The sequence below is a fragment of the Chryseobacterium formosense genome, assembly GCF_900116415.1.
Lineage (GTDB): Bacteria > Bacteroidota > Bacteroidia > Flavobacteriales > Weeksellaceae > Chryseobacterium > Chryseobacterium formosense.
Genome location: NZ_FPAP01000004.1, coordinates 139,266 through 164,939, shown reverse-complemented (window position 1 = coordinate 164,939; position 25,674 = coordinate 139,266). Strand labels below are relative to the sequence as shown.

Below are 25,674 nucleotides of genomic sequence, written 5' to 3'. Positions count from 1 at the left end.
GAATAAATTTGCAATTGATGTTAAAGAAATTTTACAAAATTACCATTCTCCCTTTCACGGTCTTTCTTCTCTATCTGATGTTTTTCGGAATGGGAAGAACGCAGTATGAAGACCATGTCATCCGGGTAGAACCTCTTTTTGCAACGTTGGGTTTTATTGAAAACACAATTCGGTGGTGGGATATTATCCGAATTGTTGTCGGAAACGTCGTTATGTTTATGCCTTTTGGTTTCTTGGGGTGGGTTTTTCCGCGTCTTGAAAATTTGAGAGAAAATATTCTGTTTTTTATTTCTGCAATTGTTATTGTAGAGGCGTTTCAGTATTTTACACGATTGGGAATTTTTGAGGTGGACGATGTTATTCTGAATACTTTCGGTGTTTTTCTGGGATGGCAAATCAAGAGAATGCTTGAAATGAATTTCACTAAATTTATAGGTGAATAGTCAAAAAGTAAAGATCTAATTTGTCATTCGGGAGGAATCTAAAGATCGTTTTTATTTTCTCGCAGATTTTGCTGATTACGCAGATTCTTTCAATATTGAATCTGCATAATCTGTCTAATCAGCGAGAGACTTACTTTTAAATTAAAACAAATTATCCGTTTAATTCCTTCGCTCTTTTCTCTGCATTCAAAATTCCCTGCTGCAAAATTTCTTTAAAATTATTTTCTTCAAAAGTTTTCAGTGCAGCTTCGGTAGTTCCGCCTTTTGAGGCGACGTCTTTGATCAGGTCTTCTAAGCTTTTATCCGAATTATTAATAAGATGATACGCTCCCAACATTGTCTGTTTCACAAAAAGTTTTGAGAGATTTTCATCAATTCCCATTTCTGTTCCGGCTTTGATCATGGCATCGACAATGTAATAAAAATAAGCCGGTCCGCTTCCTGAAAGAGCAGTTACACCATCTAAAAGTTCTTCGTTTTCCAGATAAACAGATCTTCCTGTGCTGTTCAGAAGTCTTTCGATATTCATTAGTTGATTAAAAGAAATTCCTTGTGCAGAAGTATAACCTGTAATTCCCATTCCCAAAAGAGTAGGTGAGTTGGGCATTGCTCGTACAACCAGTTTATGATTTAATAAATGTTGGATTTTTTCGATTTTAATTCCCGCCATAATCGACAGAATCATCTGGTTTTCTTTAAATGAAAATTTGATATTTTCGGCGGTTTTCTGAAAATCCTGTGGTTTTACAGCGATAATAATTAAATCTGCATCTATTGCATTCAGATTTTCAAATAAAGAAATTTTCGATTTTGGAAATTCTTCTGAAATTTTCTGAATTTTAGCTTGATTTCTTGTAATGAGATGAAGGTTTTCCGGTTTTATCAGTTCATATTTCAAAAATGATTTTGAAAAAGATAAACCCATGTTTCCGGCTCCGATGATGGCGATTTTCATATTTGTGTTTTTAATTTTTATTCGAATATGTATTTTCTGAAAACTACAGAAATAATTATCATTAAAGTTAATGATTTCTATATGCTTAAAATTAATTTTTCTCGGTTTTTTATCAATTTTACCGACAGGACTATAATTTTTGATGATAACAGATTTTTCATTAACCTCTAAAATTTCACCGATTGAAAATAATTCCTCCTCTTTCTTTTTGCTTTCAACAATGCAATGGAAATTTTGTTTTCTGATCGAATTGAAAAGTTCTTCAAAATCTTTTAGAGATGTGTTTTTGATGATTTTTTGATTCAATTTGATTAATCCTTCTTTAGAATAAATCATCTTTGAAACTTTGTCTGACAAGCCATGGCGAATCCCCGAAACTCTTTCATAAGGTACAATTTTAGTTCCAGCTAAAGAAAAATCATTGGTTTCTTCTATCATTAGAAAATCATCAGATGCTTTTACGATGAAGCCTAAAATTGAAGAATCGTCTTCAAGATTAACCTTTACAAAATCAATTCTGTCGATATGCTTTTGGATTATTTTTTTGAATTCTTTATCTGAATATGTTTTATCAGCCGCCATTATTTTAGAAATATTAAACTAAAATAAGCTATTCTGACAAAATGAATGCAGAATGGATTTTAAAAAGAAATTAAATTTTACTCCACCGGAAATTCTGGTCTTCTCATTTTATATTTTGTCCCGGAAAGGGCTTCCAGGAAAGAAACCAAAGCTTTTGTTTCGTCTTTTGTTAAATTTAATTTCTGCAGTAATGGATCTGTGGAAGGATAGAGCGGGTCTGCCGATTTTTTCTCGGGAGTCGGGTCGATTTGGTGCATTCCGCTGTTGTACATGTTAACAACACCTTCAAGATTATCAAAAAGCCCGTTGTGCATCCATGGCTGAGTGAGTGTCAAATCTCGTAACTGAGGGGTCTTGAATTTCCCCACGTCTTCAGCTTTTTTGGTGACATTGTATAAACCTAAATCTTCGTATTTTCTTTTGTAATAGGTCAGACCGATATTGTGGAAAGATTCATCGGTAAGATATTGTCCGTTGTGGCAGTTCATACAACGTGCTTTGGTACGGAAAATATGCATTCCGTAGATTTCTTCGTCTGTTAGCGAGTTATATTTTCCTTCGAGAAATTTATCAAAACGGCTTGGCTGGCTTTTAATGGTTTTCTGAAAGTCTGCGATTGCTTTTACGATCTTTTCATAAGTCACTTTTTCTGTTCCGTAAGCATTTTTGAAAAGGTCCTGATAACCTTTGATGTTATGAATTTTTGCGGGAAGTGTCTTTACATCCATAGCCATTTCATGATGGGCTCCAAGCGGACCCGAAGCCTGTTCTTCCAAAGTTTTCGCTCTTCCGTCCCAAAAGAAAGAAGTTCTTTCGGCAATATTGTAAAGCGACATGGTGTTTCTGTTTCCTAGAAGATGGCTGTTTCCTAAAGCGACACGTCTTCTATCTTGCCATCCCATTTCAGGATCGTGACAAGAGCTGCAGGAAATCTGGTTGGATTGAGATAATTTAGGATCAAAAAAAAGCATTTTTCCTAGAATAACATTCGGTTTGTCCTGTTCTGTGAAATAAGCTGAATCGGTTTTGATTGCAGCAAATTCCTGCCATTTTACACCTTTGTCGATATTGGGTTTTGGCCATTCTGTGATGGCTTTTTTGTAGCTTTTTACTATGTCTTCAATGGTTGGATCCTGAATGTTTGATAATTCGTTTCCGACTTTTGAGGTAAAACTCCAAAGAATAAATAAAATCAATCCTAAACTCCAATAAATTCCTTTTTTCATTTTAAATTAAATATTCCTTTTTTTTGATGAATAAATTTTATGCAAATTATTTTTAAACCATTAAGAATTTTAGAAATATCTCATTGATTTTTTTAAGAATCAATACATTGATTTTAATTAAAGATTTTTAAGCGAATTGTATTAAAAAGTAATTCCTAAACTTGCGCCGACAAAATTATTGTTTTTTTTCTGAATTTTCTGCGACTGATATTCTGCGCTTACGAAAAATGCAGGGAGTTTTTCAAGTTTAATATCATATCTTAATGAAGCTCCGAAAGTGCTTATATCACTTGTCTGGAAAAGATAATCCTGAAGAACCCATTCGTTGATGGCTGCATTTGAAGTTGATGTAATCGCCCAGATCGATTTGTTTACGATTCGTTTTGTGAAATAAGGCTGAAAAGTCAAGACCTGTTTTTCGTTTAATTTTTGTTGGAAATCTGCATTGATTCCAAAATAATTGTAAAGAAATTTTTGTCCGGAACCCGGATATAACCTTCTCTCTTTGATTTCCTGATGACCGAAAAACGGAGTCGCATTCAATGTAAAATTATTTTTTGAATATTGATACATCAACTTAAACATCGATGCATAATCTTCTTTACGGTAAGCTTTTCTTTCAAAAATCTGTTCTGTACGTTGTGTATTGATAGAGTAACCATATTCGGTTCCTGTTTTTACAGAAGCAGAATAGTTGGCAAAGACGCCGAATCTGTGATGGTCATTCAGATTGAAAAATTTGGCGCCTTCGAAAACAAACTGTTCGTTCTGTAAATCTGATGCTTCAAAATACGGATTGTTGATCTGGATGTTTTTTGTGTTTTTAGAATTTCCTACGATTGCCTGAATATAGAAATCTTTTCCTGCTTTATTGTTGATCTGTGCACCGACCTGATAACCCAGTTCTTCGAATGCAATCCCATATTTTCCGCCATTGAAAAAGTTGTTGGAGTAGCCTAAACCAACCATCTGATAAACGTATGGATTTCCTAAAAGACTTACAAATGAGATGCTGCTGTTTTGGGTGTACTTATTTAATCTTGTGAAAACTCCAATTTCGTACTCTCTGAATGCTTTGTAATTCAAGCCTGCATTTACCCAAAGATCGGAAGTTGTATTGTTGATTCTCGGATCTCTTGAACGATAGCCCAATTGTGCGGTGTAGTTGGCTTCAATTCCTAATGTAAAACGGTTGAACTTTTCAGAATAACCTCCTGCAAAAGAATATCTTTCCAGTTTCATGTCTCCGCCTACAGAATCTGCCAAAAGATAAGGTGCAACACGGTCAAAATCAAGATTTTCGTTCCATTTTAGCTTTAATTGCTTCAGACTTTCATAGCTGGCTTTTCCCCAGACTGATCTTTTTTCGTTGAGCTTTTGAAAAGAATTTACATAGATTTTCAATCCTTGATCTCCTGCACCAAGCTGTTCTCTGTAAATGTCTTTTTTTTCTGAATGATAACCTATTCCGAATTCTGAGAATGAAGTAGAACTATAACCCGACATTGAAGCCGGATTATAGTAAAACTGTGATTTTAAATTTCTTTCTGCACTGTACTGATTGCGGTAGTTATTAAAAAAATCAAGACTGTCCTGAGCTTTTACTAAAGAAAAGCAAACGACAAAAAGTGCGGCGAAAGAAGTTTTAATATTGAACATACCTATGTTTTAATAAATTGTAAACCGGGATTAGTGAGAAATCCCGTTTTTTAAGCTTGGCTGAGAATCTTTTACAAAATCCAATGTAGAATTGTTGGTGTCTTTATAAACGTTTCTGCCTTCAGAAGTTTTTCCGATCACTTTACGTCTTACCGATTTTCCGTAACGTGTTGCATCGTTGTTCATAGAACCTACTGAGGTCCAGCCTGCATCGATACTTGCCGAAGTAAGGGTTTGAACAAAATCTGTCGGGATACTGTTGTTCACGCCGTCCACGATCCAAGAATTCGGAATTTTATAAGCACTTCTTGCGGTAACATTTCCTGCACTGTTTACATAAGTGTAATCGTATTTTTGGTTCTGAAGAAAAGTACCTGTATTTTCTCCTGCCGGAAAACGTGCAATTACATAGCTTTCAAAACCTCTGTTGTGAAGGAAAAACATATCTGGAAAACCCATTGTTGTAAAAATAACATCTACATTCGGTACACTTGGATTGTCAACCTGACCTAAAGCAGGATTTGTAGAAGGGAATTCCCAATCTGCATTCTGTAGATTATAAGCTGTTGAAGTGTTTTGAGAATGGTTTATCGCATTATCTGCAACTACGATGAAATCTCCGGGCTGAACAAGTTTTGGAGAACTGCTTTCCAAAACCATCACCCCTTTTACAGGGAAATAATCATTTACATTGTAAGGAGTAGGGTTGTCATTGGAAGTTGTAAGGAAATTAGACTGCCCAATGATCAGGTTTGCTGCGTCTAAAACCTTATCTGTATTATTGGTGATTTTAAAATATCTGCTCGAATTATAGTTTTTATTGTCCGGGGTTCTTACTCCCGTAAAAAATACTTCTTCAATGATGAAATCATTGCCAAATCTTTTTGCCAAAAGTGGAATTGTTGTGTTCGTTGCATTTACTTTAATATCTGTAACGGCTGTTGCTCCTACATTGATTTGTTCTGAATCGGTACTCACAACGATTCCGTTTACGGTAATATTGTAAGATCCGAATGGTAATTCAATAGAATGTGCATTGGTATTCTGAATGGTAAATTCTGTGATTGCTCCCGTATTGATTTCTTTGATTGAAATGTCTAAAGTTTTGTACGTAGCGATTCCTTCCCCGGTAAAATTCATTGTTAAAACGCCTGTTTGCGAAACCGAGTTTCCGAAATCATCATCACTCGAGCATGAGGTTACCGTAAATCCGGTTGCCATTGCCGCTACTAAGCCTAATAATAATACACTTTTCTTCATGTTGATTTTATTTAATTATTTTTTTTTATTAAAAATTGTAGGTTAATTCCATCCCGAAATAAGGTCTGTTGGCTGCTTTTCTTTCAATCAGTAAATTGTTGAAATAGTAAGGCGCACTATAATTAAAGATCCTTGTCACAAACATGGATGTTTTGATGTCTTTGTAGATACTCTTTGTAACTTTCAGGTTGGCTGCAAAAGTGAAAGTATATTCTGTAGGTAGGTTATCTGTTACTGAAACGTTTCTTACGAGCCACTGTTTGTATGTATCTGTTTTATCTGCTTCGGTAAAAGGATGTACAATTCCGTCGATTCCGTAATAAGAGATAGGTTCTGCAATTCTTTTGTCATTTCTGTTATAGTCGAAAAAGCTGCCCTGGAATGATGCAGAAATCGTCAGATCCATTTTAGGAATATAAGTATCGATGAAAAGGTTGTAATTCATATTAGAATTTACATAGCCTAAATCATTTTGATAAATTCCATAATAAGGAAATCCATCGGGACCGATTGATGCATTCGGTTTTTCTACCACAGGAACTGAATTTCTCAGTTGTGTTTTAAAATAAGCTCCACTCAAAGTAAATCTTGTATTGATTGCCTTAAAACGTGGGGAAGTATACCCGAATTCGATACCGTTTTTAATGGTGCTACTTCCGTTTTCGGTCATTAGATATTCAGCATTTGTTTTTCTGTCGATGTAGGGAGTATTCGCCAGATTTGGTCCGTTATTCCATTGTGAAAGGTCTACCTGAGAAGCATCGTATTGTTTGAAAGTATGAAGAACAGTGTGTTTCATAGGACGGAAACCATTTGTCATATCTTCCTGGAAAACAGTAATGAAAAGGTTATGATTCTTATATGACAGATCTAGTCTTAATTCCTTTTTGATGCTTTTAGCCGCTTCAAGGTTTTTATTTTCAACATTCTGTACATACGTCATGAAATTTACATAACGATATTGTGCATCATTATGATAATAATTCAGCTGTGTGTAATCCCAATATTCTCTGTTCGGATAAAGCATTAAAAGTGTTGGTTGTTTATAAAACTGTCCGTATCCTAAAGTAATATCAGTTTTTAAAGGAGAATTGTTGATGATCAGGTGGGGAAGATTATATTGCAAATTTAATCTTGGTTCCACAAAAACTTTTTTGCTGATGGCATAAGAATTATCAATTCCCAATTGCTTTGAAAATCTCAAACCAGTGTATAATGTAAATTTATGCTGATTAATCTCGTAGCTCATCTGGTCTCCCAAAAACGCAGCCAGTAAATTGGAAGCCGGAATGTCGTTGAAAGGTCTTGGTCTTGAATTGCTTAAATCTGCTGTGTAAGGCGAATTCATATCGTAAATTAAACCTCTGCCGTTGTTTTTAGAATATCTCCAGTCTAAACCTGCTTCATATTGATGCGAAACTCCGAAAGTATTTCTTGTACCCGTCGCCTGAAGCATTGCTGTAATATCTAAAGGTTTTCCTTCCGTTGAATAATCACTGATGTAACGAAGAACCGGAAAAACACCAACATTTTCGCCCTGTTCAGTAGCCAATGAAAAAGATCTTGGTCCGGATAACTGTACGAGTTTGGTCTGATCGATTTTTTCAAATCCCTGTCTGATCGCTGTGTTTAAAATAATTTTGTTGAAAACCGAAGATTCGTTTAAGCTGTATAAGAAGTTATTTGTAAAACTGATTCTGTTTCTCGTCTGCTTGTATTTGTCGATTTCGGGAGCTCCGTTATCTGGATCGTTTTTCTGTGAATCTATATTGCTCGAAAAATCAATATTGGAGCGCCATTCCAAAGGATTAGACCACAGATTTCCTTCCTTTTTTGAACGGATGGATGCGGTCATTCTCTGATAGTTCTCAAAATCGTCAGTCGGATCTGCTTTTGAATCTAAAAAATCTGCACCTGCACTGATTTGCCAGTTATCATTAATTTTAAAACCTTTTCCAACATAATATTGCTTGCTGAAGCCATCTGCTTTAAATCTCGCCTGTAAAGGAGATTCGCCAATTTTTCTTTCGATTTTTATCACTCCGGAGGTAAGATCACCGTAAGATGCAGACGGGATACCTCGGATAATTTCTACTTTTTCGATGTCGTTTGTAGAAATTGTTCTCATATCAACACCCGTGGTTGCAGTTTCTCTAGCCATTGGTCCTTCACCAAACTGTCTGTTGTCCAATGAAACCTGCATATCTGCATTAGAGTTGATCACATTTCCGTCAATCATAAACTGAGTTCCTAAAGCAGAAGTATTATAATCATCGGTTTTGTAAGAAAGTCCTCCTCTGTTTTCACGAAGCATTGGTCTGTTGTTGACGGTTAGATCGGGAGTTTTTGCCAATCCACCGGGTAAAAGTTCCATCAGATCGGTTAAGCTGGATGGCTGCAAATGCTCCATTGCTTTTCTGTCGATAACCGATTTTGTCGTTAAACCTTTGTCTTCTTTCGAAAACATGACCAATTCTTCAAGCTGATTAATGGGTTGTAGCTGAAAATTTAAGCTTGTGGAACTGCTGAGTGTAATATCAACTTCTTTTTCCTGATAATTAGAATGATATATTTTAAGATGATGTTTTCCTTTGTTTAATAAAAGGGTAGCATTTCCGTTTTCGTCTGTAACTGTAGTTTTTTCAGAACTTTTTACGGATACATTTTTTAATTTTTGCTGATTGTCTCCGGAAATAGTTAAGCTTAATTGTAATCTCTCATTTTGAGCAAATAAGAGTTGGGAGCCGAAGAAAAATAGTATTACGAAAGTTAATAGCCTGATCATCATTATTTTAGTTGTTCTAAAAGCAAAGCGACCGCAAAAATAACAATTATATTTACAGAAACAAAGTTTATTTAGAATGAATTAAAATAAATGACAAATGTCAGAAGATGGGTATTGAAGTTTTTTTTGTTAAAGAATATTCACTTCTCTGTCCAGTTCAATCCCGAATTTTTCTTTTACAGAATCAATAATTAAAGTTGAGAAATCAAAAATTTCTTTACCGGTTGCATTTCCTGTAGCGTTGATGATCACTAAAGACTGAAGTTTGTGAGAGGCAACATTTCCGATCTGTTTGCCTTTCCAGCCGCACTGTTCGATCAGCCATCCTGCAGGAACTTTTACAAAATTTTCATTCGGATATCCTTGTATATTGGGAAACTGTTCTTTTAGATTTTCAAAATGAGCTAAAGGAATTGTAGGATTTTTAAAAAAGCTTCCTGCATTGCCGATTTCTTTAGGATCAGGAAGTTTGCTTTGTCTGATGTTAATAACCGCTTTCGAAATGTCCTGAATGGTAGGATTGGTAATTCCTAAATTTTCTAGCTCGGATTTTATAGCGCCATATTCCGTTTTAATGGAATGAATTTTAGATGTTAATTTAAAACTAACTTCCAGAATCACATATTTTCCTTTTCCTTTCTGCTTAAAAATAGAATCTCTGTACCCAAATCTGCATTTTTCAAGATTAAAAGTTTCAATTTCAAGCGTTTCAAGATTCAAAACTTTACAATCCACAAAAATATCTTTGATTTCTGTTCCGTATGCTCCGACATTCTGCATCGGTGAAGTCCCCACATTTCCCGGAATCAGGGAAAGATTTTCTAATCCGCCGTAGTTTTTGTTTAAGCAGGACATGACGAATTCGTGCCAGTTTTCGCCCGCTTTTGCAGTAACTAAAACTTCATTTTCATTGAGGGCTTTTTCAGAAATTCCTTTTAAATTCAGTTTAATTGCTAAACCGTCAAAATCTTTGGTCAGTAAAATATTGCTTCCGCCTCCTAAGAATAGAAGTGGGAGAGTTTGAGAGTGGGCGTGTTTGAGTGTTTCAATTAATTCGTCAACAGAATTTACCTCAATGAAATATTTTGCTTTGGCTTCTACACCAAAAGTATTAAAAGGTTTTAAGGAGAAATTTTCCTGCATTTGATCTTGTAATGTTTTAGAATTAATTGAAAATGAACTTTCTATTGATATTCCTGAGGAATGATTTTTAAAAGTTCCTGTTTGAAACGGCTGAACTGATTGTAGTGAATATCGTTATGAGAATTGACATAAACATGAGATTTTTTGGTTGTTTTGATCTGAAAACTCTCATCAATTCCGTCAATCGCCTGAATGCTTGGCGAACTTTCGATATGGTCTAAGTTTTTAATTTTAAAAGAAGAAACCAGTTTTTTCCACGTTTCGGGTTTTATGGCTGAATGCCATTCCTTGTGCTTATTATTAACGGTTTGTCCGCTTTCGAAATGAATGGAATCTTTAGTGACTTTAATGATCCTGTAGTATCCGAGTTGTCCACCTACATTAGATGATCCTATAAAAGTGATTTCTTCTTTTTTAGAATCCGAGGTTTTATCTGTGGATTCTTTACTGCACGAAAAAAAGATCAGCAGTAAAAATGTTGAAAACAATATTTTCAAATAATTTATTTTTACTGCTGACATTATTCTCTATTAAAGATTAAACTCTAATCTGTATTTTTCAAGTGCATTCCTTAAGATTTCTGCACTTTTTCTCAAATCTTCTTCTTTCAAAACATAAGCAATTCTTACCTGCTTCTTTCCTAATTCAGGATCGCTGTAAAATCCTCCTGCAGGTGCAACCATAATGGTTTCGTTGTTTAAAGTATATTTTTCAAGAAGCCATTGAGCAAATTTTTCGGTGTCGTCTACCGGAAGTTCAGCAACACAATAAAAAGCACCTTTTGGTTTAGGGCAAATTACTCCCGGAATAGAATTCAGTAAGTCAACCAAAACATTTCTTCGGTGCGTATATTCTTCTCTTACGGCTCTGATGTACGCTCCGTCATTCTGATGAGCAGCAGTTGCAGCGATTTGTCCCAACAAAACAGGGCTTAATCTAGCCTGAGCGAACAGCATGGCTGCGTCACGAATTTTTTTAGATCTGGTAATCAAGCATCCGATTCTTACCCCACACATCGAGTAGCGTTTAGATTCAGAATCGATGATGATGCAGTTTTCAGCCAATTCAGGGAAAGCAAGCATAGAAACCTGTTGTTTTCCATCGTATACATATTCTCTGTAAACTTCGTCCGAAATGACAACAATGTCATATTTTAAAGCAATTTCTGCTAATTTCTGAAGTTCTTCACGGGTGTAAAGATACCCTGTAGGATTTCCAGGATTACAGATAACGATTGCTCTTGTTTTTGCAGTGATTTTTTTCTCAAATTCTTCAATCGGAGGAAGTGCAAAACCAGTGTCGATTGATGACGGAATGGCAACTACTTTTACATTAAACGTACTTGTGAATCCGTTATAATTGGCATAATACGGTTCAGGAATAATGACCTCATCTTCGTCATCACAAAGTGTCGAAATCGCAAAATTTAATGCTTCTGATCCACCATTTGTTACAATGAAATGATCCGGAGTAAGATCTGTAAAATCTAATGAGTGATAATATTCTGTTAATGCTTTTCTGTATTCGATGTTACCTTCAGAAAGAGCATATTCCAAAACTTTTAAATCAATGTTTTTTAAAGCATTAAGAGCTGTTTCAGGAGTTTCTATGTCCGGCTGGCCGATATTTAAGTGATACACTTTTGTACCTCTTTGTTTAGCCTGAAGGGCAAAAGGAACCAGTTTTCTTACCGGTGAAGGCGGCATCTGCTGCGCTCTGTTTGAAATGTTTGGCATTGTCTAAAAATTTGTATGCACAAAAATAACAAAATATTTCGGCTCTGAATATAAACACGGCATAAGATGTTAACTTATTATGTAAAGCATTTTAATTGTTATATTCGTGTTAATATTTGTGAAATATGTTTATTTTTATTTGTGTAATCGTTTTTGCTTTGGGTATATTTTGTTAATATCTAAATATTATTAAAAATAATTAAAAAATAATATTGCTGATTTGGAATTAATTCTTAGTTTTACGACGAACTAATAAAAAAAAATATGAAAAGAAATCAACCAGCTCTGTTGCTGGGTGTACTGGGCATTCTTACCAGTTCGCTTGCAATTGCACAAAATTTTCAAACCATGCCAATTCAATCAGGTCTTAACTCAGATGTGATTGCTAATGGAGTAGGTTCTGCTACAACTTCTACAACCACAGACGTTGATGGAGTTTCTTATGCTTTTGTTTCTCAGGATTTTTCAGCAACAACAACCAGCCCTGCTCTTACTTATGGTCTTCCAGCCAATGGGATTGTAAATAGCGTAGTAGCATCAACACCTGGTTTAAGCTACGTTTTGGCGAATTATAGTTCTAATAATTCACTTAAACTTTCTACTCAAAATGCTACCGGAACAATTGTCTTCACAACGCCAAAAGCAGCTTTCAGGCTATATATGCTTGCTACGAGTGGTAGTGGTGCTTCAACAGTTTCTGTTGTTGTAAATTTTACAGACAATACTTCGCAAACTTTTACAGGAGTGGCAGTTTCGGATTGGTATGATGCGACTGGATTTGCAATTCAGGGGTTTGGAAGAATCAATAGAGATACCAATGCCTTAGAATCCGGAAATGGAACAAATCCACGACTTTATCAGAGTTTAATAACTCTTGATCCTGCGAATCAGGCTAAACTAATTCAAAGTGTTACTGTTACAAAAACATCAACAGCTCAAGGTCATACGAATGTTTTTGCTTTCTCTGTTGATGCATATTCTACTTGCGCCGCTCCTACTTTAAATGCTGTTGGCACAGTTACGAATAATTCGGCAGCGGTTTCTTGGACACCTGTTACCGGAACAACAGCAACAAATTATGATATTTATTATAGTACAACAAACACAGCTCCGACAAGTACAACGGCTCCTATTTTAACTTCAATTACTGGGACTTCGACAACAATTCCGAGCTTAAATGCAAATACAACCTATTATTATTGGGTTAGAGCAAACTGTGGAGGTGCAACATCTCAAAGTACATGGTCTTTCTCGGGAACTTTTAAAACAGCTTGTGGTGCAGTGACATCTATGACTGAGAATTTTGATTCTTATGCTACAGGAACAACTTTACCTGATTGTTGGGTAAGACTTGTAGGAAGTACAGGTTCGTTAACAATTTCTGCAACAACACCTGCTTCAGGGACAAGAAATATATACCAGTACAGTACGACATCACAAAGTACTTCTGTTGCTGTTTTACCTGAATTCAATAACATTAATGCAGGAACTCATTGGCTTAGACTTAAAGCTAGAGTAAGTACTGCTCCTGGAACTCTTAATGTTGGATATGTTACAAATCCTGCAGATGCATCTACATTCACTCTTATTCAAGCTTTGAATGTCACGAATGTAAATTATGGCTCTGAATATTTTGTAGCAGTACCAACTTCAATACCTGCAACTGCACGATTAGCGATTAGAAATACTGCAGACGGGAAGAGCTATTATTATGATGATGTAAAATGGGAAGCAATCCCATCTTGTGTACATCCTTCAAATGTTTCGATATCAAATGCAACTGCCAATACAGTGGATATAGCGTGGACAGCTCCTTCAACCGGTGCAGCAAGCGGATATGAGTATTATTATTCACCTGTAAGTACAGTAGCTCCTACTTCTACAACACCAGCTAGTGGTACTTTTGCAGCAAGCGCTGTTTCAGGTACAATTTCAGGATTAAATCCTAACCATACTTATAATTTATGGCTACGTTCTGTATGTAGTACAACAAATAAGAGTGAGTGGACGTATCAGGTTGCTTTCAAGACAACTTGTGCACCAACACCTTCTTTATTTGAAGATTTGGAATCTTATGGTTCTTCAGTAAGTATTGTTCCGGATTGTTGGGCAAGAATTATAACAACAAATGGAACTCAGCAAATCAGTTCTACAACGCCAGCTTCAGGGATCAGAAATCTTTATCAGTATAGCACTTCGTCACAAAATCCTACCATTGTTGTGCTTCCTGAATTTACCAATATTAATGCTGGAACGCACAGATTAAAAATAAAAGCAAGAGTTTCTTCTGCTACAGGAAGTTTAAATGTAGGATATGTAACTAGCTCAACAGACGCTGCAACATTTGTAAATATTGAGACTTTAAGTATCGCTAATACAAGCTATGCTTCAGGGGCTGAATATACTGTGGACATACCAACTACAGTTCCGGCAAATGCTAGATTGGCAGTAAAAAATACGTCAGACTCAAAATCTTATTACTGGGACGATGTGACTTGGGAACCTAAAAACTCATTAAGTACTTCTGAAGCTCCTGCTAAAAAGAAACTTTCAATCTATCCTAACCCGTTCAACAATGTACTATTCATTTCTGAAACAGAAAATGTGAAAACTGTTAAAGTAAATGATGTGGCAGGAAGAACACTCAAAGTTATTGAAAATCCTACCAAGGAAATCAATTTAAGCTCATTGAATTCTGGACTGTATTTGATTACATTGTATTTCAAAGACGGTTCTCAAAATACCGTGAAAGCCATCAAAAAGTAAACTATTTTTGAATTATTTTTTTTAAGCAGCCTTACATCTTTTTGTAAGGCTGTTTTTTTTAAATTTGTTAAAAAATTAAAACAATGCAGATTCCGGCAACATCAGCAGAAGATTATATCTCGCAAATTCCTGAAGAAAGACAGGAAGTTTTTAAAAAAATGTTTAGTGCGATTACGGAAAATTTACCGGAAGGCTTTGAGCAAGGTATAAGTTACGGAATGGTTGGGTGGCAAGTTCCTTTAGAATCGTACCCGGAAGGTTATCATTGTTCTCCGGGCTCTGCACTCCCTTTTATGAGCCTGGCTTCTCAGAAAAACTTTATTGCGCTGTATCACATGGGAATGTATGCAAAACCGGAGCTTTTAGACTGGTTTGTGGCTGAATTTCCAAAGCATTCAAAAAGAAAACTGGATATGGGTAAATCGTGTGTCCGCTTCAAAAAAATGGATGATATTCCCTTTGAACTGATTGCTGAATTAAGTAAGAAAATGACTGTCGATGAATGGATCTCTATTTATGAAAGCAATTTTAAGAAGAAATAATTTTTTCAGTTCATTTTTAATTCTTGGTTTTCTGATTTTACTTTCAGGATGCAGAAGTTCGGTTTCATCGGGTTTAAAAAACGGAGATTTACTTTTTGTCACCGCTAAAGAATCAGGGTTGTCGGGAGCGATTAATAATGTCACTCAAAAGCAAAAAAAAGCTTCATTTGATCACATCGGGATTTTGCAGAAAGATAAAAATGGAACTTTTGTTCTTCATGCTGCTCCAAAAGGAGGCTCTCAAAAGCAGAATCTAAAAGATTTTTTAAAAGACCAATCCGATGACGGACAAAAAGTTGTGGTGTATCGTTTAAAACCTGAATTTCAGAATAATATTCCTGAAGCTATAGATACAGCAAACTCAATGTTGGGTAAGCCTTACAATTTCAATTATATTTTGGATGAGAATTCTTATTACTGTTCAGATTATATCGAAAGAGCCTTTAGAAAGAATCATATCTTTAAGTTGGAGCCCATGACTTTTATAGATCCGAAAACAGGAAAAACCAATGCTTTCTGGGAAGAGTTTTACGCTAAAAAAAATCTCAAGGTTCCGGAAAGTGAGCCTGGATGTAATCCGAATGGTTTAGCTGCTTCAGACAAAATCGAGCGCATAAAAGAATTATAACGGTTGCTTTTGCAAGCTTATTTTATATAAGCCACGATGCACGAATTTATTTATCTTAAAAATTAAGGAATAAAATTCGTGCATCGTGGCATTTTTTTACTATCATTTGATCATTTAAAGATTGGAATGGTCTTTTTTTATGTTAAAATTCAAAAATAATAGTCTACTAATTTGGTGGACTAATATTTTTTTATACTTTTGTCAGGAATTAATGATTAAATATTTCAAAATGTAATTCAGAAAGTACAGTACAAACCAAAATCTTTTAGTTATGATAACATCCAATTTGCTGACATTGCCTAAAAACGTAAACCTGAGTAAAAAAGAACTGATTTTAGAAGTTGAACTCAACGGAAAAATGAAATTCGATCATCTTTTAAATGCTATTTACCAGCAGATGGGAATATGCTACAAAGTTCTCAGTGCAAATGTGGAATACATGAACGGAAGCAATTTTGGATCATTTCAGCTATACATCAATGCAACACCGGAAGAATCTCAGCAACTTGAGTTTTTCCTGAATAAAAATAAACTCTTGAATACCACTGTTGAATATACCTGCAGAAAGTATTCATAACTGTAAGTCCATATATAGTTTGAGGAGCGTTCAATTTATTGAGCGCTTTTTTTATTCAATTATCCGAGAAAAAGATTATTTTTAATCTAAATTAAATTACAAAATTATGATCGCACTTATTATTGGTGGTGTTTTGGCTATTGTGTTGCTTTACGGAGTTTCTATTTACAATCGCCTTGTGAAACTAAGAAATCTTGTTCAGGAAGCATGGAGCAGTATTGATGTAATGCTTAAAAAACGTCATGATCTCATTCCGAATTTGGTTGAAACCGTAAAAGGCTATGCCACTCACGAACGTGAAACCTTAGAAAACGTGACAAGAGCAAGAAACCTTGCGGTGGGTGCAGATTCTGTAGAGGCAAAAGAAGCAGCAGAGAAAAACCTGAATCAGGCAATGATAAATCTATTTGCAGTTGCAGAACAATATCCCGATCTTAAGGCGAATTCAAATTTCCAGCAATTACAGGCAGAGCTGAGCTCAATCGAAAACGACATCGAAAAATCAAGAAGATATTACAACGGAACAGTGAGAGAAAACAATACTTTGGTAGAGTCTTTCCCAAGCAATATCATCGCCAATATGTACAAATTTGAAAAATCTAAATTCTTCGAACTTGATAATATTGCCGAAAGAGAAGTTCCTAATGTAAAATTTTAGAGATGAAAAAGCTTATAGCATTTCTTTTTCTCCTTTTTTTTTCTCTGGGGTTTTCCCAACATGCCGAAGATCTTGAGATTACTCCGCCTGCAGATGTAGAATATTCTCTGGGAACCGAAAGAATTATAAACTTTCATTCGAACATTGACGTAGATAAAAATTCAGGATTAAGCATTACCGAAAACATAAAAGTTCACAGTCTCGGGCAGGAAATTAAACGAGGAATTTTCCGGACACTTCCTTTGGTGAGAAATCTTAATGACCGCACTCAAAAGGTAAAATATAATGTTGTTTCCGTAAAGAAAAATGGAGTGGAAGAAGATTATCATGAGGAGATTGAAGATGGTTTTCTTAAAATATATATTGGGAATAAAGATATTATTTTAAGTCCCGGAGATTATGATTATGAAATAAAATACACCACAGAAAAGCAGATCGGTTTTTTCGAAAAGTATGACGAACTATACTGGAACGTTAATGGAAATGAATGGAATTTTCCCGTAGACAGCATTTCGGCAACAGTGAATCTTCCGCAAGGTGCTTCAATTATCCAGAATTCTTGTTACAAAGGAGCTTATGGCAGTAACTCTCAGGATTGTTTGGCTAAAATTATTTCTGATCATTCTATTGAGTGGGGTGCTAAAGATTTGAGTTCGGGTGAAGGCTTAACCATTGCAGTTGGTTTTAAAAAAGGAATCATGATTCCGCCACCTCCGCCAACTTTTATCGAAAAATTCGGGATTCTGATCGTAGGAATTGTCATTTTTCTAGCATTGTTGATATATTATTATACAACATGGAGGAAATATGGTGTCGATCCCGAAATGCCGACTGTTTATCCGCAATTCAATTCTCCGGATGATCTTTCACCGGCTTCTTTGGGATTTATCAACAACGAAACCTTCAAAAATAAATATCTTACAGCGGCTTTGGTTAGTTTAGCGGTCAAAGGATATGTTCAGATTATCGAAAGTGAAGACTCGGGAGTTTTTGGTTTGTTTAAATCGAAAAAATTTACCGTTAAAAAGCTTAAAAATCAGGATCAGAACCTTCCGAAAGAAGAAGTTAGTTTAATGAACAGCCTATTTACAGGCGGTTTGGATCACGTAGAATTTGATGGGAAATATGATCCGAAAATCGAGCAGGCAGTTCGTAGTTTTGAGTATGCACTTAAATTCCAGCATGATAAATTATTGAATGAAGGCAATAATACCCGCAAGATCTTTTTGCCATTAATTTTAATAACTATTATGTATGGTTTAGGATTATTTTTCAGTTTCAAAATATTTCCGGAAGGCGAAAAAGTTTTTGTTGGTGGAGTTTTATATGTAATTCTTTTGATTGCTTTCCTGATCACAGGATTTTTGTTTAAACTATATCCGGTTTTATTCAAAATTTTTCTGGTTATTCCGGCAGTGCTTTTGGTTTCTTTGGGCGGATTGATGTTTGCGCACAATGATTTTACCATTAATGATAATTTTAATATCTGTTATATATTCATTATTTTAGGATTTACCTCGCTGATTATTTATCAGTTTCTCATCAGAAGACCTTCGGAAGAAAAACTGAGGAAAAAATCTTTGATTGCCGGTTTTAAAATGTATATGGGAGCAGCCGAAAATCAACAGTTGAAATTTCACAATCCACCGGAAATGACGCCACAATCTTTCGAGAAACTTTTGCCTTTTGCAATGGTTTTAGGAGTTGATGAAATCTGGGGAAAAAAATTCGATGATTTGCTCAAAAAAATGTCTGCAACCGATTATCAGTCCAACTGGTATGTAGGTTCTACAATGAATCATTTTGCAATGGCAAGTGTTCTTAATTCTAGTTTAACACAATCGATACAGTCTTCGGCTACGCAACCATCAAGTTCCGGAAGCAGTTCTGGCTCCGGATCTGGTGGTGGTGGATTTTCCGGCGGCGGCGGTGGTGGCGGTGGCGGTGGCGGCTGGTAAAATTTTGAATTATGAAAAATTCTATACAGATCATAGCTCTTTTGTTCTGCTTTCTTGTTTTTGCACAAAAGGAAGTGGTTGCATTACCTGTCGAGGCCGAAGAGCATACCGAAAATATTCAGGATAATGTTCAGCTTGAAAGAATTGTTTCTTTTAATACGGATATTCTTATTGCCGAAAATGCCGATGTCACTGTAACAGAAAATATAAAAGTTTACGCGACAGGAAATGAAATTAAAAGAGGGATTTTTCGTGCATTGCCAACAATTAGGAATATTAACGGAAGAAAAGAAAAGGTTGTTTACAAAATTGTTTCGATCGAGAAAGATGGCGTTGCGGAATCATATCACAAAGAAACCAAAAACGGAATTTTCACCATTTACATGGGAGATGAAGATTCTTATCTTCAGTCGGGATATTATACTTACAAAATAGTTTATAAAACACAGGATCAGATCGGTAAATTCAAAGGTTATGATGAATATTACTGGAATGTGAACGGAACCGACTGGTCTTTCCCCGTCGAAAATATTCAGGCAAAAGTTCATTTACCGAATGGAGCAGATATTCTTCAGAATTCCTGTTATACAGGAGTTCAGGGAAGTACCGAACGAAACTGTACTGCTCAAAATTTATCTGCTACTGAAATTGTTTTTAATGCTAAAAATTTACAGGAACACGAAAATTTAACGGTAGCGGTAGGTTTTAAAGCCAATGTTTTAAAAGAGCCTTCAGGTTTTTCAAAATGGATCAGCAGAAACTGGCCAAGTCTCGCCTTAGTTTTTGTGAGTCTTTATCTTTTATTTTATTATTACACCAACTGGAAGAAATACGGTAAAGATCCCGAAAAGCCGGTTTTAATTCCGCAATTTAATGCTCCGGGAAATCTCTCACCGGCATCATTGGGTTACATTGATAAAGGAAGCTTTGAAACCAGCTTGGTAACAGCAAATCTGGTCGATCTCTCCATAAAAGGCTTTGTGGACATTGACGAAATAAAAGGAACGAAAGAATCTTATGTGACGAAGATTTTTAATATTAAAAAACTGAAATCACACGATTCTTCACTTCAAAATGACCAAAAACAGCTGATTCAAAAGCTATTTGGTAATAATAATCAGATTTCGGTAAACGGGTCTTTTAATTCTACCATTAAAAATGCCATTGAAGATTTTGAAAAATCGGTTACGAAATTAACGAAGAAGTATTTTGAAAAAATCAGCAATAAAAAGATCGTAACCAATGCATTGAAGATTATACTGGCTACATTTTTTGTTGCATTACTCATCAATTCCCTCATCACATGGGACTTCAAAATTCTGCTGATGGGATCAATAATGCTGATTTTTGCAAGTCTTTTTGTTGCCTTACTAATCATTGTTTGGGAAGATGGCAAGAAATTAATTTTCGCTGTCATATTTTTCTTTTCGATGGCGCTTTTTGCTCCACTTTTGGTAATGGCTTTTGTTGAGAATGATGATGTTTCTTCTTTTGAATCCAATTGTTTTAAATTTCTGATATTTGGTGGTATTTCACTTCTTATTTTCAGGTATCTGATCAAAAAGCCCACCGAAGAAAAAGTAAAAATGGAGACCGAAATTGAAGGATTCAAAATGTATCTGAGTGTTGCCGAAGAAAACCAGCTGAAGTTTCATAATCCACCGGAAATGACGACCGATGTGTATGAAAAGTTTCTTCCGTATGCCATTGTTTTCGGAGTTGAAGGAATCTGGGGCAAAAGATTCAGAGATAAATTACAGGAAACGGTCGATGCGGGTGAAGAATCGTTTGCGAATGTTCAGAATCATTTCGGATATGGGTTTGCAAATTCTTTTACAAATTCATTAAAAGAAACTTCAGTAATGCCAGTCAGCAGTTTTTCATCATCTTCTTCCTCTTCGTCAGGGTCTTCAAGCAGTTCATCATATTCCGGCGGATCAAGCTCAAGCGGCTCTTCAGGAGGTGGTTCTTCCGGCGGCGGTGGAGGCGGCGGAGGCGGAGGTGGTTGGTAACCTTCTTCTAAATTAATTTTTAATCTTTGTATTAAAATACTGCAGTTAATTATTAAAATCTTAAAAAATCAAATTCATTTTTGTTATTAAAATTTAAAATCCTTAATGGTCAAAAATTAATTTTAAATAAAACAAAAGCGTTCAGAAAATCAATTCTGAACGCTTTTTATATATTTTGAAGGAAATAGATTTGGAATTAAAGACTTCAAAAAACATCCATCTTCAAGCTCCCAGCTTCCAACCGAATTAAATTCTCTCAATATCTGCTCCGATCGCTTTCAATCTTCCGTCGATATTTTCATAACCACGATCAATCTGTTCAATATTGTGAATGATCGATTTTCCTTCTGCCGAAAGTGCTGCAATCAAAAGTGCATTTCCTGCTCTGATGTCCGGAGAAACCATGGTTGTCCCGCGAAGCGGTGATTCCTGATTTAAACCGATAACCGTTGCTCTGTGCGGATCACAAAGAATAATCTGAGCACCCATATCGATTAATTTATCAACAAAGAACAATCTCGATTCGAACATTTTCTGATGTACGAGAAGACTTCCTTTTGCCTGAGTGGCGACTACTAAAATGATAGAAAGCAAATCCGGTGTAAATCCCGGCCACGGCGCATCTGAAACAGTAAGAATAGATCCGTCGATAAATTTCTGGATTTTATAATGTTCCTGAGAAGGAATGTAAATATCATCACCACTTTGCTCAAGCTGAATTCCCAGTTTTCTGAAAGTATTTGGGATTACACCCAGCTGATTCCAGTTTACATTTTTGATGGTGATTTCAGATTTTGTCATCGCAGCAAGACCAATCCACGAACCGATTTCCACCATATCCGGAAGCATCGTGTGTTCTGTTCCGTTCAAATGAGCTACTCCCTCAATTGTCAATAAATTTGAACCGATTCCCGAAATATTTGCTCCCATTCTGTTCAGCATTTTGCAAAGCTGTTGTAGATAAGGTTCGCAAGCTGCGTTGTAAATTCTTGTTTTTCCTTTAGCTAAAGCTGCTGCCATTACGATATTTGCCGTTCCGGTTACCGAAGCTTCTTCCAAAAGGATGAATTTTCCGTTGAGTTCTTTAGCTTTTAATGAATAGAAATATTCTTCTTCATCATAATTAAATTCTGCTCCGAGTTCCACCAAACCTTGGAAATGGGTATCTAATCTTCTTCTTCCGATTTTATCGCCTCCCGGAGTCGGCATATAAGCTTCACCATAACGAGCCAACATTGGTCCCATCAACATAATTGAACCTCTTAGTTTGGCACCGTCTTTTTTAAACTCGTTAGATTTAATATAATCGAAATTGACATTGTCTGCTTTAAAAGTGAAATCTCCGTGACCATTTTTGGTTACTTTTACCCCAAAATCACCCAAGATTTCAATTAGTCTGTTGACATCGTGGATGTCGGGAATATTTTTAATTCTTACTTCTTCATCCGTAAGCAAAACGGCACACAAAATCTGAAGCGCCTCATTTTTTGCCCCTTGTGGAGTGATTTCACCTTGCAGTCTTTTTCCTCCTCTTATTTGAAATGTTCCACTCATTACCTTCTGTTATTCTTATGATTGTTGTTGTTAAATCTTCTTTTTGCGGGTTGGTTTTTGTTATTTGTGTTCTTATTGTTGTTATTCCTGTTGGTATTGTTAGCGTAGTAGATTTTGCTTTTCTCTAAGCTTTCGATACTGGTTAGATCTAATCTGTTTTCTGAAAGTTCTTTCAAATGACGGAAAATCACATCATCTGTTACATGCTCTTTATTATAAACATTATAAGACTTCTTCATATTATTGGCAATCACTTCGATCAGGGCTTCTTTTTCGTCACCTGCTTCAAGTTCGATTGCTTTTTCGATGAGCTGAAGAATACTTTTCCCGTAGAATTTGAAGTCACCCTGAAGTTTTGGGTATTCCATTCTTTTGGGTTTTTCCTGAAGTTGTTCTTGGGTAGGAAAAGGGTAGGGAGAATCTACATCTAAGTCATAATTGGCAAGAATAAATAGATGATCCCAAAGTTTATGTTTATAATTTTCTTCGTCGCGTAATTGCGGGTTTCGCTGCCCCATAAAATCAATAATAGCCATTGCCATCTCGTTTCTTTCTTCTTTATCTGAAACTTCTTTGCAACGTTCAACCAACTGTTGTATGATTCTACCATATTCCGGCATATTGAGCTGAGTTTTTTGGGTGTTGTATTCCATAGTCTGCAAATATATGGATTAATAAAAAATATGTTTTGAAAAACTTAATTCTTTATAAAAAATTAATAAAAAATTTTAAAATTTAATTATTAAAAAGCTTTTTATATCGAATAAGATCAGACTTCTATAAACTTTTTCCTCTGATGAGGTGTCGGCAAATAACATTTCTGATTGGCAAGTTTCATTCTGTTTTTGGAAATAATATCGTACACTTTATCGCTCAGAATTCCCGGGATTATTTTCCCCAAAGCAGAAAGCTTGTAAATGCCGCCAAGTAAACTGGCAATCTGTAATACTGCCTTTGATTTTATTAAATAATACTGATTCGGTTTCCATAAATACATCGTATTGAAAACTCTTGTTTCCAAGCCTCTTTCTGATAAAAACTTCTGGCCAAAATCCGATTGTAGTGAGGCAAACATAAACTGGTCTTTCCGGTCTCTCTCAAGAATCCATTGCACCCAGAAATTACAGACGCCGCATTCACCGTCAAAAAATACAATGTGCTTTTGTTCCCAGTTCGCCTGCATAATCTTTAGTTTTTTAATTCATTTTAAACTTTGTTTCCTCAATCTCTTTTTTGAAATACTTAATCAAATCCTTTCTTTGTGCATCGGTAAGTTTTGCATCCTGATGTCCTAAATAGTAAGATTCTAAAGGCATTTCGTGTTTTTCAAGCATTTCTACACATTCTTCCATCTTATGAATCTGTCTCTGTGGTTCGTAAGTTGCAAATATCGAAAAATTCAGATGTTTTCTTCCTTCATTGATGTGATTTTTCAGCCACCATGAAGCCGGAGCAATATTTGAGTACCACGGGTATTTTGTTTCGTCTGAGTGACAATCATAGCATGAACCATTGATAAGCTTTGCAACCTCTGGTGTTGTGTTTTTTATTTTTAAAAAATCCATTCCGGGATTTACGGGTACATTAGTCTTATCAATCGGAAAAAACTGAATGATCACAAAAGCAACCAGAATAATAATGAGTATTTTTTTCATAAATGTGAGATTTACAAAGATTCAATGTTTAAAACAAATCAAATGCCTAAAGATTAAATATAATAAATTTTATCAACTATTTGATTGTAAAAGAGAGATTTATAATCTCATTTTTCCTTGCTAAATAATAAAGGCTTATCTTTGCAAAAAATTGGGCTCCAAAAGTTGGAGAAACCCATTAATAATTAAATTATTAAACATTTTTATGTCGAATATTGTCGCAATCGTTGGGCGTCCCAACGTAGGAAAATCCACATTATTTAATCGTTTGCTAGAAAGAAGAGAGGCTATCGTAGACTCTACTGCAGGGGTAACCAGAGACCGTCATTACGGCAAATCTGACTGGAACGGAGTAGATTTTACCGTAATTGATACCGGAGGTTATGATGTAAATAATGATGACGTTTTTCAGGGTGAAATTTCAAAACAGGTTCAGTTGGCTATTGATGAAGCTACATCGATTATTTTTATGCTGAATGTGGAAGACGGTCTTACCGATACCGATTATGAGATCCATGAAATGCTCAGAAGATCAAATAAACCAACCTATATTGTTGTAAATAAAGTAGATTCGTCTAAAGAAGAACTTGATGCAACAGAATTTTATCAGCTCGGAATTGAAAAATACTACACGCTATCCTCTGCAACAGGTTCAGGAACAGGAGATTTACTGGATGATATTGTAAAAGATTTCCCGACCACAGATTATAAAGATCCTTTTGAAGGCTTGCCGAAAATTACCATTGCAGGACGACCGAATGTTGGTAAATCTACCCTAACTAATGCATTGCTTGATACCGAAAGAAATATCGTGACAGATGTTGCAGGAACTACCAGAGACAGTATTCAGACTTTATATAATAAATTCGGGCACGAGTTTGTATTGGTAGATACAGCAGGAATGAGAAGAAAATCTAAGGTTAATGAAGATTTGGAATTCTATTCTGTAATGCGTTCTATCCGTTCTATCGAATATTCTGATGTTGTGATTATTATGGTCGATGCAACTTTGGGATGGGAATCTCAGGATATGAATATTTTTGGTCTTGCTCAGAAAAACAGAAAAGGAATCGTGATTCTTGTAAACAAATGGGATTTGATCGAAGATAAGCACACCAATACCATCAGAGATTTCGAGAAATCGATCAGAGATAAAATTGGTCAGTTTAGCGATATTCCGATTCTTTTTGTTTCAGCTTTGACGAAGCAGAGAATTTTAAAGGCTGTAGAATTAGCAATGGAGGTCTACGAAGACCGTAAAAAGAAAATCAAAACTTCAAAACTAAACGAAGTAATGCTTCCGATTTTTGAAGCAACTCCGCCACCCGCAAACAAAGGGAAATATATTAAAATCAAATATTGTGTACAGCTTCCGACGCCGTCTCCACAATTTGTATTCTTCTGCAACTTGCCGCAATATGTAAAAGAACCTTATAAAAGATTTACTGAAAACCAATTGAGAAAACAATTCGGGTTTACCGGAGTTCCAATCGAAGTATATTTCAGACAAAAATAAATTACAAAAACCCTTTTAG

At 35.5% G+C, this 25,674-nt stretch carries 21 protein-coding genes; 9 read left to right on the top strand and 12 right to left on the bottom strand.

Going from position 1 to position 25,674, the window contains the following annotated elements; genetic code table 11:
• Positions 1-17: 17 nt before the first annotated feature.
• Positions 18-443, top strand: coding sequence for a VanZ family protein (locus BM371_RS16535; RefSeq protein ID WP_034673120.1), 426 nt, complete (start codon positions 18-20; stop codon positions 441-443).
• A gap of 151 nt (positions 444-594) precedes the next feature.
• Here BM371_RS16535 and proC read toward each other — a convergent pair whose 3' ends face one another.
• The 8 genes from proC to BM371_RS16495 all read right to left on the bottom strand — a co-directional run bounded on the left by proC (position 595) and on the right by BM371_RS16495 (position 11,789).
• On the bottom strand, positions 595-1,980 hold the full coding sequence (gene proC, locus BM371_RS20835; RefSeq protein WP_228376696.1) for a pyrroline-5-carboxylate reductase: 1,386 nt from the start codon (positions 1,978-1,980) through the stop codon (positions 595-597).
• A 77-nt stretch (positions 1,981-2,057) separates the two neighbouring features.
• On the bottom strand, positions 2,058-3,206 hold the full coding sequence (locus BM371_RS16525) for a cytochrome-c peroxidase (protein WP_034673122.1): 1,149 nt from the start codon (positions 3,204-3,206) through the stop codon (positions 2,058-2,060).
• 141 nt (positions 3,207-3,347) lie between these two features.
• Complete coding sequence (locus BM371_RS16520; protein WP_051882522.1) at positions 3,348-4,865, bottom strand: DUF6850 family outer membrane beta-barrel protein; 1,518 nt, start codon at positions 4,863-4,865, stop codon at positions 3,348-3,350.
• A 30-nt stretch (positions 4,866-4,895) separates the two neighbouring features.
• Complete coding sequence (locus BM371_RS16515; RefSeq protein ID WP_034673123.1) at positions 4,896-6,125, bottom strand: DUF4876 domain-containing protein; 1,230 nt, start codon at positions 6,123-6,125, stop codon at positions 4,896-4,898.
• Positions 6,126-6,153: 28 nt separating this feature from the next.
• Positions 6,154-8,910, bottom strand: coding sequence for a TonB-dependent receptor (locus BM371_RS16510; protein WP_081874556.1), 2,757 nt, complete (start codon positions 8,908-8,910; stop codon positions 6,154-6,156).
• 129 nt (positions 8,911-9,039) lie between these two features.
• Complete coding sequence (gene murB / locus BM371_RS16505) at positions 9,040-10,053, bottom strand: UDP-N-acetylmuramate dehydrogenase (RefSeq protein WP_034673126.1); 1,014 nt, start codon at positions 10,051-10,053, stop codon at positions 9,040-9,042.
• Between the two features lie 41 nt (positions 10,054-10,094).
• Positions 10,095-10,550: a hypothetical protein gene (locus tag BM371_RS16500; protein WP_228423589.1), complete on the bottom strand. Its 456-nt coding sequence runs from the start codon at positions 10,548-10,550 to the stop codon at positions 10,095-10,097.
• Positions 10,551-10,583: 33 nt separating this feature from the next.
• Positions 10,584-11,789: a pyridoxal phosphate-dependent aminotransferase gene (locus tag BM371_RS16495; RefSeq protein WP_034673130.1), complete on the bottom strand. Its 1,206-nt coding sequence runs from the start codon at positions 11,787-11,789 to the stop codon at positions 10,584-10,586.
• Between the two features lie 264 nt (positions 11,790-12,053).
• On the opposite strand from BM371_RS16495, the gene BM371_RS16490 reads away from it, so the two are divergent.
• From BM371_RS16490 to BM371_RS16460, 7 genes are all read left to right on the top strand, one after another.
• Complete coding sequence (locus BM371_RS16490) at positions 12,054-14,555, top strand: fibronectin type III domain-containing protein (RefSeq protein ID WP_034673132.1); 2,502 nt, start codon at positions 12,054-12,056, stop codon at positions 14,553-14,555.
• An 83-nt stretch (positions 14,556-14,638) separates the two neighbouring features.
• Positions 14,639-15,097 (top strand): DUF1801 domain-containing protein, encoded by a 459-nt coding sequence (locus BM371_RS16485; protein ID WP_034673134.1) that lies wholly within the window; start codon positions 14,639-14,641, stop codon positions 15,095-15,097.
• The gene (locus tag BM371_RS16480; protein WP_074958860.1) at positions 15,072-15,725 is read left to right on the top strand and encodes a YiiX/YebB-like N1pC/P60 family cysteine hydrolase; all 654 of its coding nucleotides are present in this window, start codon (positions 15,072-15,074) and stop codon (positions 15,723-15,725) included. The genes BM371_RS16485 and BM371_RS16480 overlap by 26 nt, the downstream gene beginning before the upstream one ends.
• A 271-nt stretch (positions 15,726-15,996) precedes the next feature.
• Positions 15,997-16,302, top strand: coding sequence for an NIL domain-containing protein (locus tag BM371_RS16475; RefSeq protein WP_034673136.1), 306 nt, complete (start codon positions 15,997-15,999; stop codon positions 16,300-16,302).
• Between the two features lie 106 nt (positions 16,303-16,408).
• On the top strand, positions 16,409-16,960 hold the full coding sequence (locus BM371_RS16470; RefSeq protein WP_034673138.1) for a LemA family protein: 552 nt from the start codon (positions 16,409-16,411) through the stop codon (positions 16,958-16,960).
• 2 nt (positions 16,961-16,962) lie between these two features.
• A complete protein-coding gene (locus BM371_RS16465; RefSeq protein ID WP_034673142.1) occupies positions 16,963-18,918 on the top strand; it encodes a DUF2207 domain-containing protein in 1,956 nt (651 codons plus the stop codon).
• A gap of 11 nt (positions 18,919-18,929) precedes the next feature.
• The gene (locus tag BM371_RS16460; RefSeq protein ID WP_051882524.1) at positions 18,930-20,930 is read left to right on the top strand and encodes a DUF2207 domain-containing protein; all 2,001 of its coding nucleotides are present in this window, start codon (positions 18,930-18,932) and stop codon (positions 20,928-20,930) included.
• A 246-nt stretch (positions 20,931-21,176) separates the two neighbouring features.
• On the opposite strand, the gene murA is transcribed toward BM371_RS16460, so the two are convergent.
• The 4 genes from murA to BM371_RS16440 all read right to left on the bottom strand — a co-directional run bounded on the left by murA (position 21,177) and on the right by BM371_RS16440 (position 24,139).
• Entirely contained in the window at positions 21,177-22,484 is a 1,308-nt protein-coding gene (gene murA / locus BM371_RS16455) for a UDP-N-acetylglucosamine 1-carboxyvinyltransferase (RefSeq protein ID WP_034673145.1), read from the bottom strand.
• Positions 22,484-23,137 (bottom strand): DUF4290 domain-containing protein, encoded by a 654-nt coding sequence (locus BM371_RS16450; RefSeq protein WP_034673146.1) that lies wholly within the window; start codon positions 23,135-23,137, stop codon positions 22,484-22,486. The genes murA and BM371_RS16450 overlap by 1 nt, the downstream gene beginning before the upstream one ends.
• Positions 23,138-23,253: 116 nt before the next feature.
• Positions 23,254-23,667, bottom strand: coding sequence for a thiol-disulfide oxidoreductase DCC family protein (locus tag BM371_RS16445; RefSeq protein WP_034673148.1), 414 nt, complete (start codon positions 23,665-23,667; stop codon positions 23,254-23,256).
• 13 nt (positions 23,668-23,680) lie between these two features.
• On the bottom strand, positions 23,681-24,139 hold the full coding sequence (locus BM371_RS16440; RefSeq protein ID WP_034673151.1) for a heme-binding domain-containing protein: 459 nt from the start codon (positions 24,137-24,139) through the stop codon (positions 23,681-23,683).
• A 205-nt stretch (positions 24,140-24,344) separates the two neighbouring features.
• Here BM371_RS16440 and der point away from each other — a divergent pair, with 205 nt between their 5' ends.
• On the top strand, positions 24,345-25,655 hold the full coding sequence (der, locus tag BM371_RS16435; RefSeq protein ID WP_034673153.1) for a ribosome biogenesis GTPase Der: 1,311 nt from the start codon (positions 24,345-24,347) through the stop codon (positions 25,653-25,655).
• The last annotated feature ends 19 nt before the right edge of the window (positions 25,656-25,674 follow it).

Coding starts and splice junctions, on each gene's coding strand:
- der (WP_034673153.1), top strand. CDS start 24,345: ATGTCGAATATTGTCGCAATCGTTGGGCGTCCCAACGTAGGAAAATCC.
- BM371_RS16465 (WP_034673142.1), top strand. CDS start 16,963: ATGAAAAAGCTTATAGCATTTCTTTTTCTCCTTTTTTTTTCTCTGGGG.
- BM371_RS16450 (WP_034673146.1), bottom strand. CDS start 23,137: ATGGAATACAACACCCAAAAAACTCAGCTCAATATGCCGGAATATGGT.
- BM371_RS16525 (WP_034673122.1), bottom strand. CDS start 3,206: ATGAAAAAAGGAATTTATTGGAGTTTAGGATTGATTTTATTTATTCTT.
- BM371_RS16515 (WP_034673123.1), bottom strand. CDS start 6,125: ATGAAGAAAAGTGTATTATTATTAGGCTTAGTAGCGGCAATGGCAACC.
- BM371_RS16440 (WP_034673151.1), bottom strand. CDS start 24,139: ATGAAAAAAATACTCATTATTATTCTGGTTGCTTTTGTGATCATTCAG.
- BM371_RS16510 (WP_081874556.1), bottom strand. CDS start 8,910: ATGATCAGGCTATTAACTTTCGTAATACTATTTTTCTTCGGCTCCCAA.
- BM371_RS16480 (WP_074958860.1), top strand. CDS start 15,072: ATGAAAGCAATTTTAAGAAGAAATAATTTTTTCAGTTCATTTTTAATT.
- BM371_RS16445 (WP_034673148.1), bottom strand. CDS start 23,667: ATGCAGGCGAACTGGGAACAAAAGCACATTGTATTTTTTGACGGTGAA.
- BM371_RS16485 (WP_034673134.1), top strand. CDS start 14,639: ATGCAGATTCCGGCAACATCAGCAGAAGATTATATCTCGCAAATTCCT.
- BM371_RS16470 (WP_034673138.1), top strand. CDS start 16,409: ATGATCGCACTTATTATTGGTGGTGTTTTGGCTATTGTGTTGCTTTAC.
- BM371_RS16495 (WP_034673130.1), bottom strand. CDS start 11,789: ATGCCAAACATTTCAAACAGAGCGCAGCAGATGCCGCCTTCACCGGTA.
- BM371_RS16535 (WP_034673120.1), top strand. CDS start 18: ATGTTAAAGAAATTTTACAAAATTACCATTCTCCCTTTCACGGTCTTT.
- BM371_RS16520 (WP_051882522.1), bottom strand. CDS start 4,865: ATGTTCAATATTAAAACTTCTTTCGCCGCACTTTTTGTCGTTTGCTTT.
- BM371_RS16475 (WP_034673136.1), top strand. CDS start 15,997: ATGATAACATCCAATTTGCTGACATTGCCTAAAAACGTAAACCTGAGT.
- BM371_RS16460 (WP_051882524.1), top strand. CDS start 18,930: ATGAAAAATTCTATACAGATCATAGCTCTTTTGTTCTGCTTTCTTGTT.
- murB (WP_034673126.1), bottom strand. CDS start 10,053: ATGCAGGAAAATTTCTCCTTAAAACCTTTTAATACTTTTGGTGTAGAA.
- proC (WP_228376696.1), bottom strand. CDS start 1,980: ATGGCGGCTGATAAAACATATTCAGATAAAGAATTCAAAAAAATAATC.
- BM371_RS16490 (WP_034673132.1), top strand. CDS start 12,054: ATGAAAAGAAATCAACCAGCTCTGTTGCTGGGTGTACTGGGCATTCTT.
- murA (WP_034673145.1), bottom strand. CDS start 22,484: ATGAGTGGAACATTTCAAATAAGAGGAGGAAAAAGACTGCAAGGTGAA.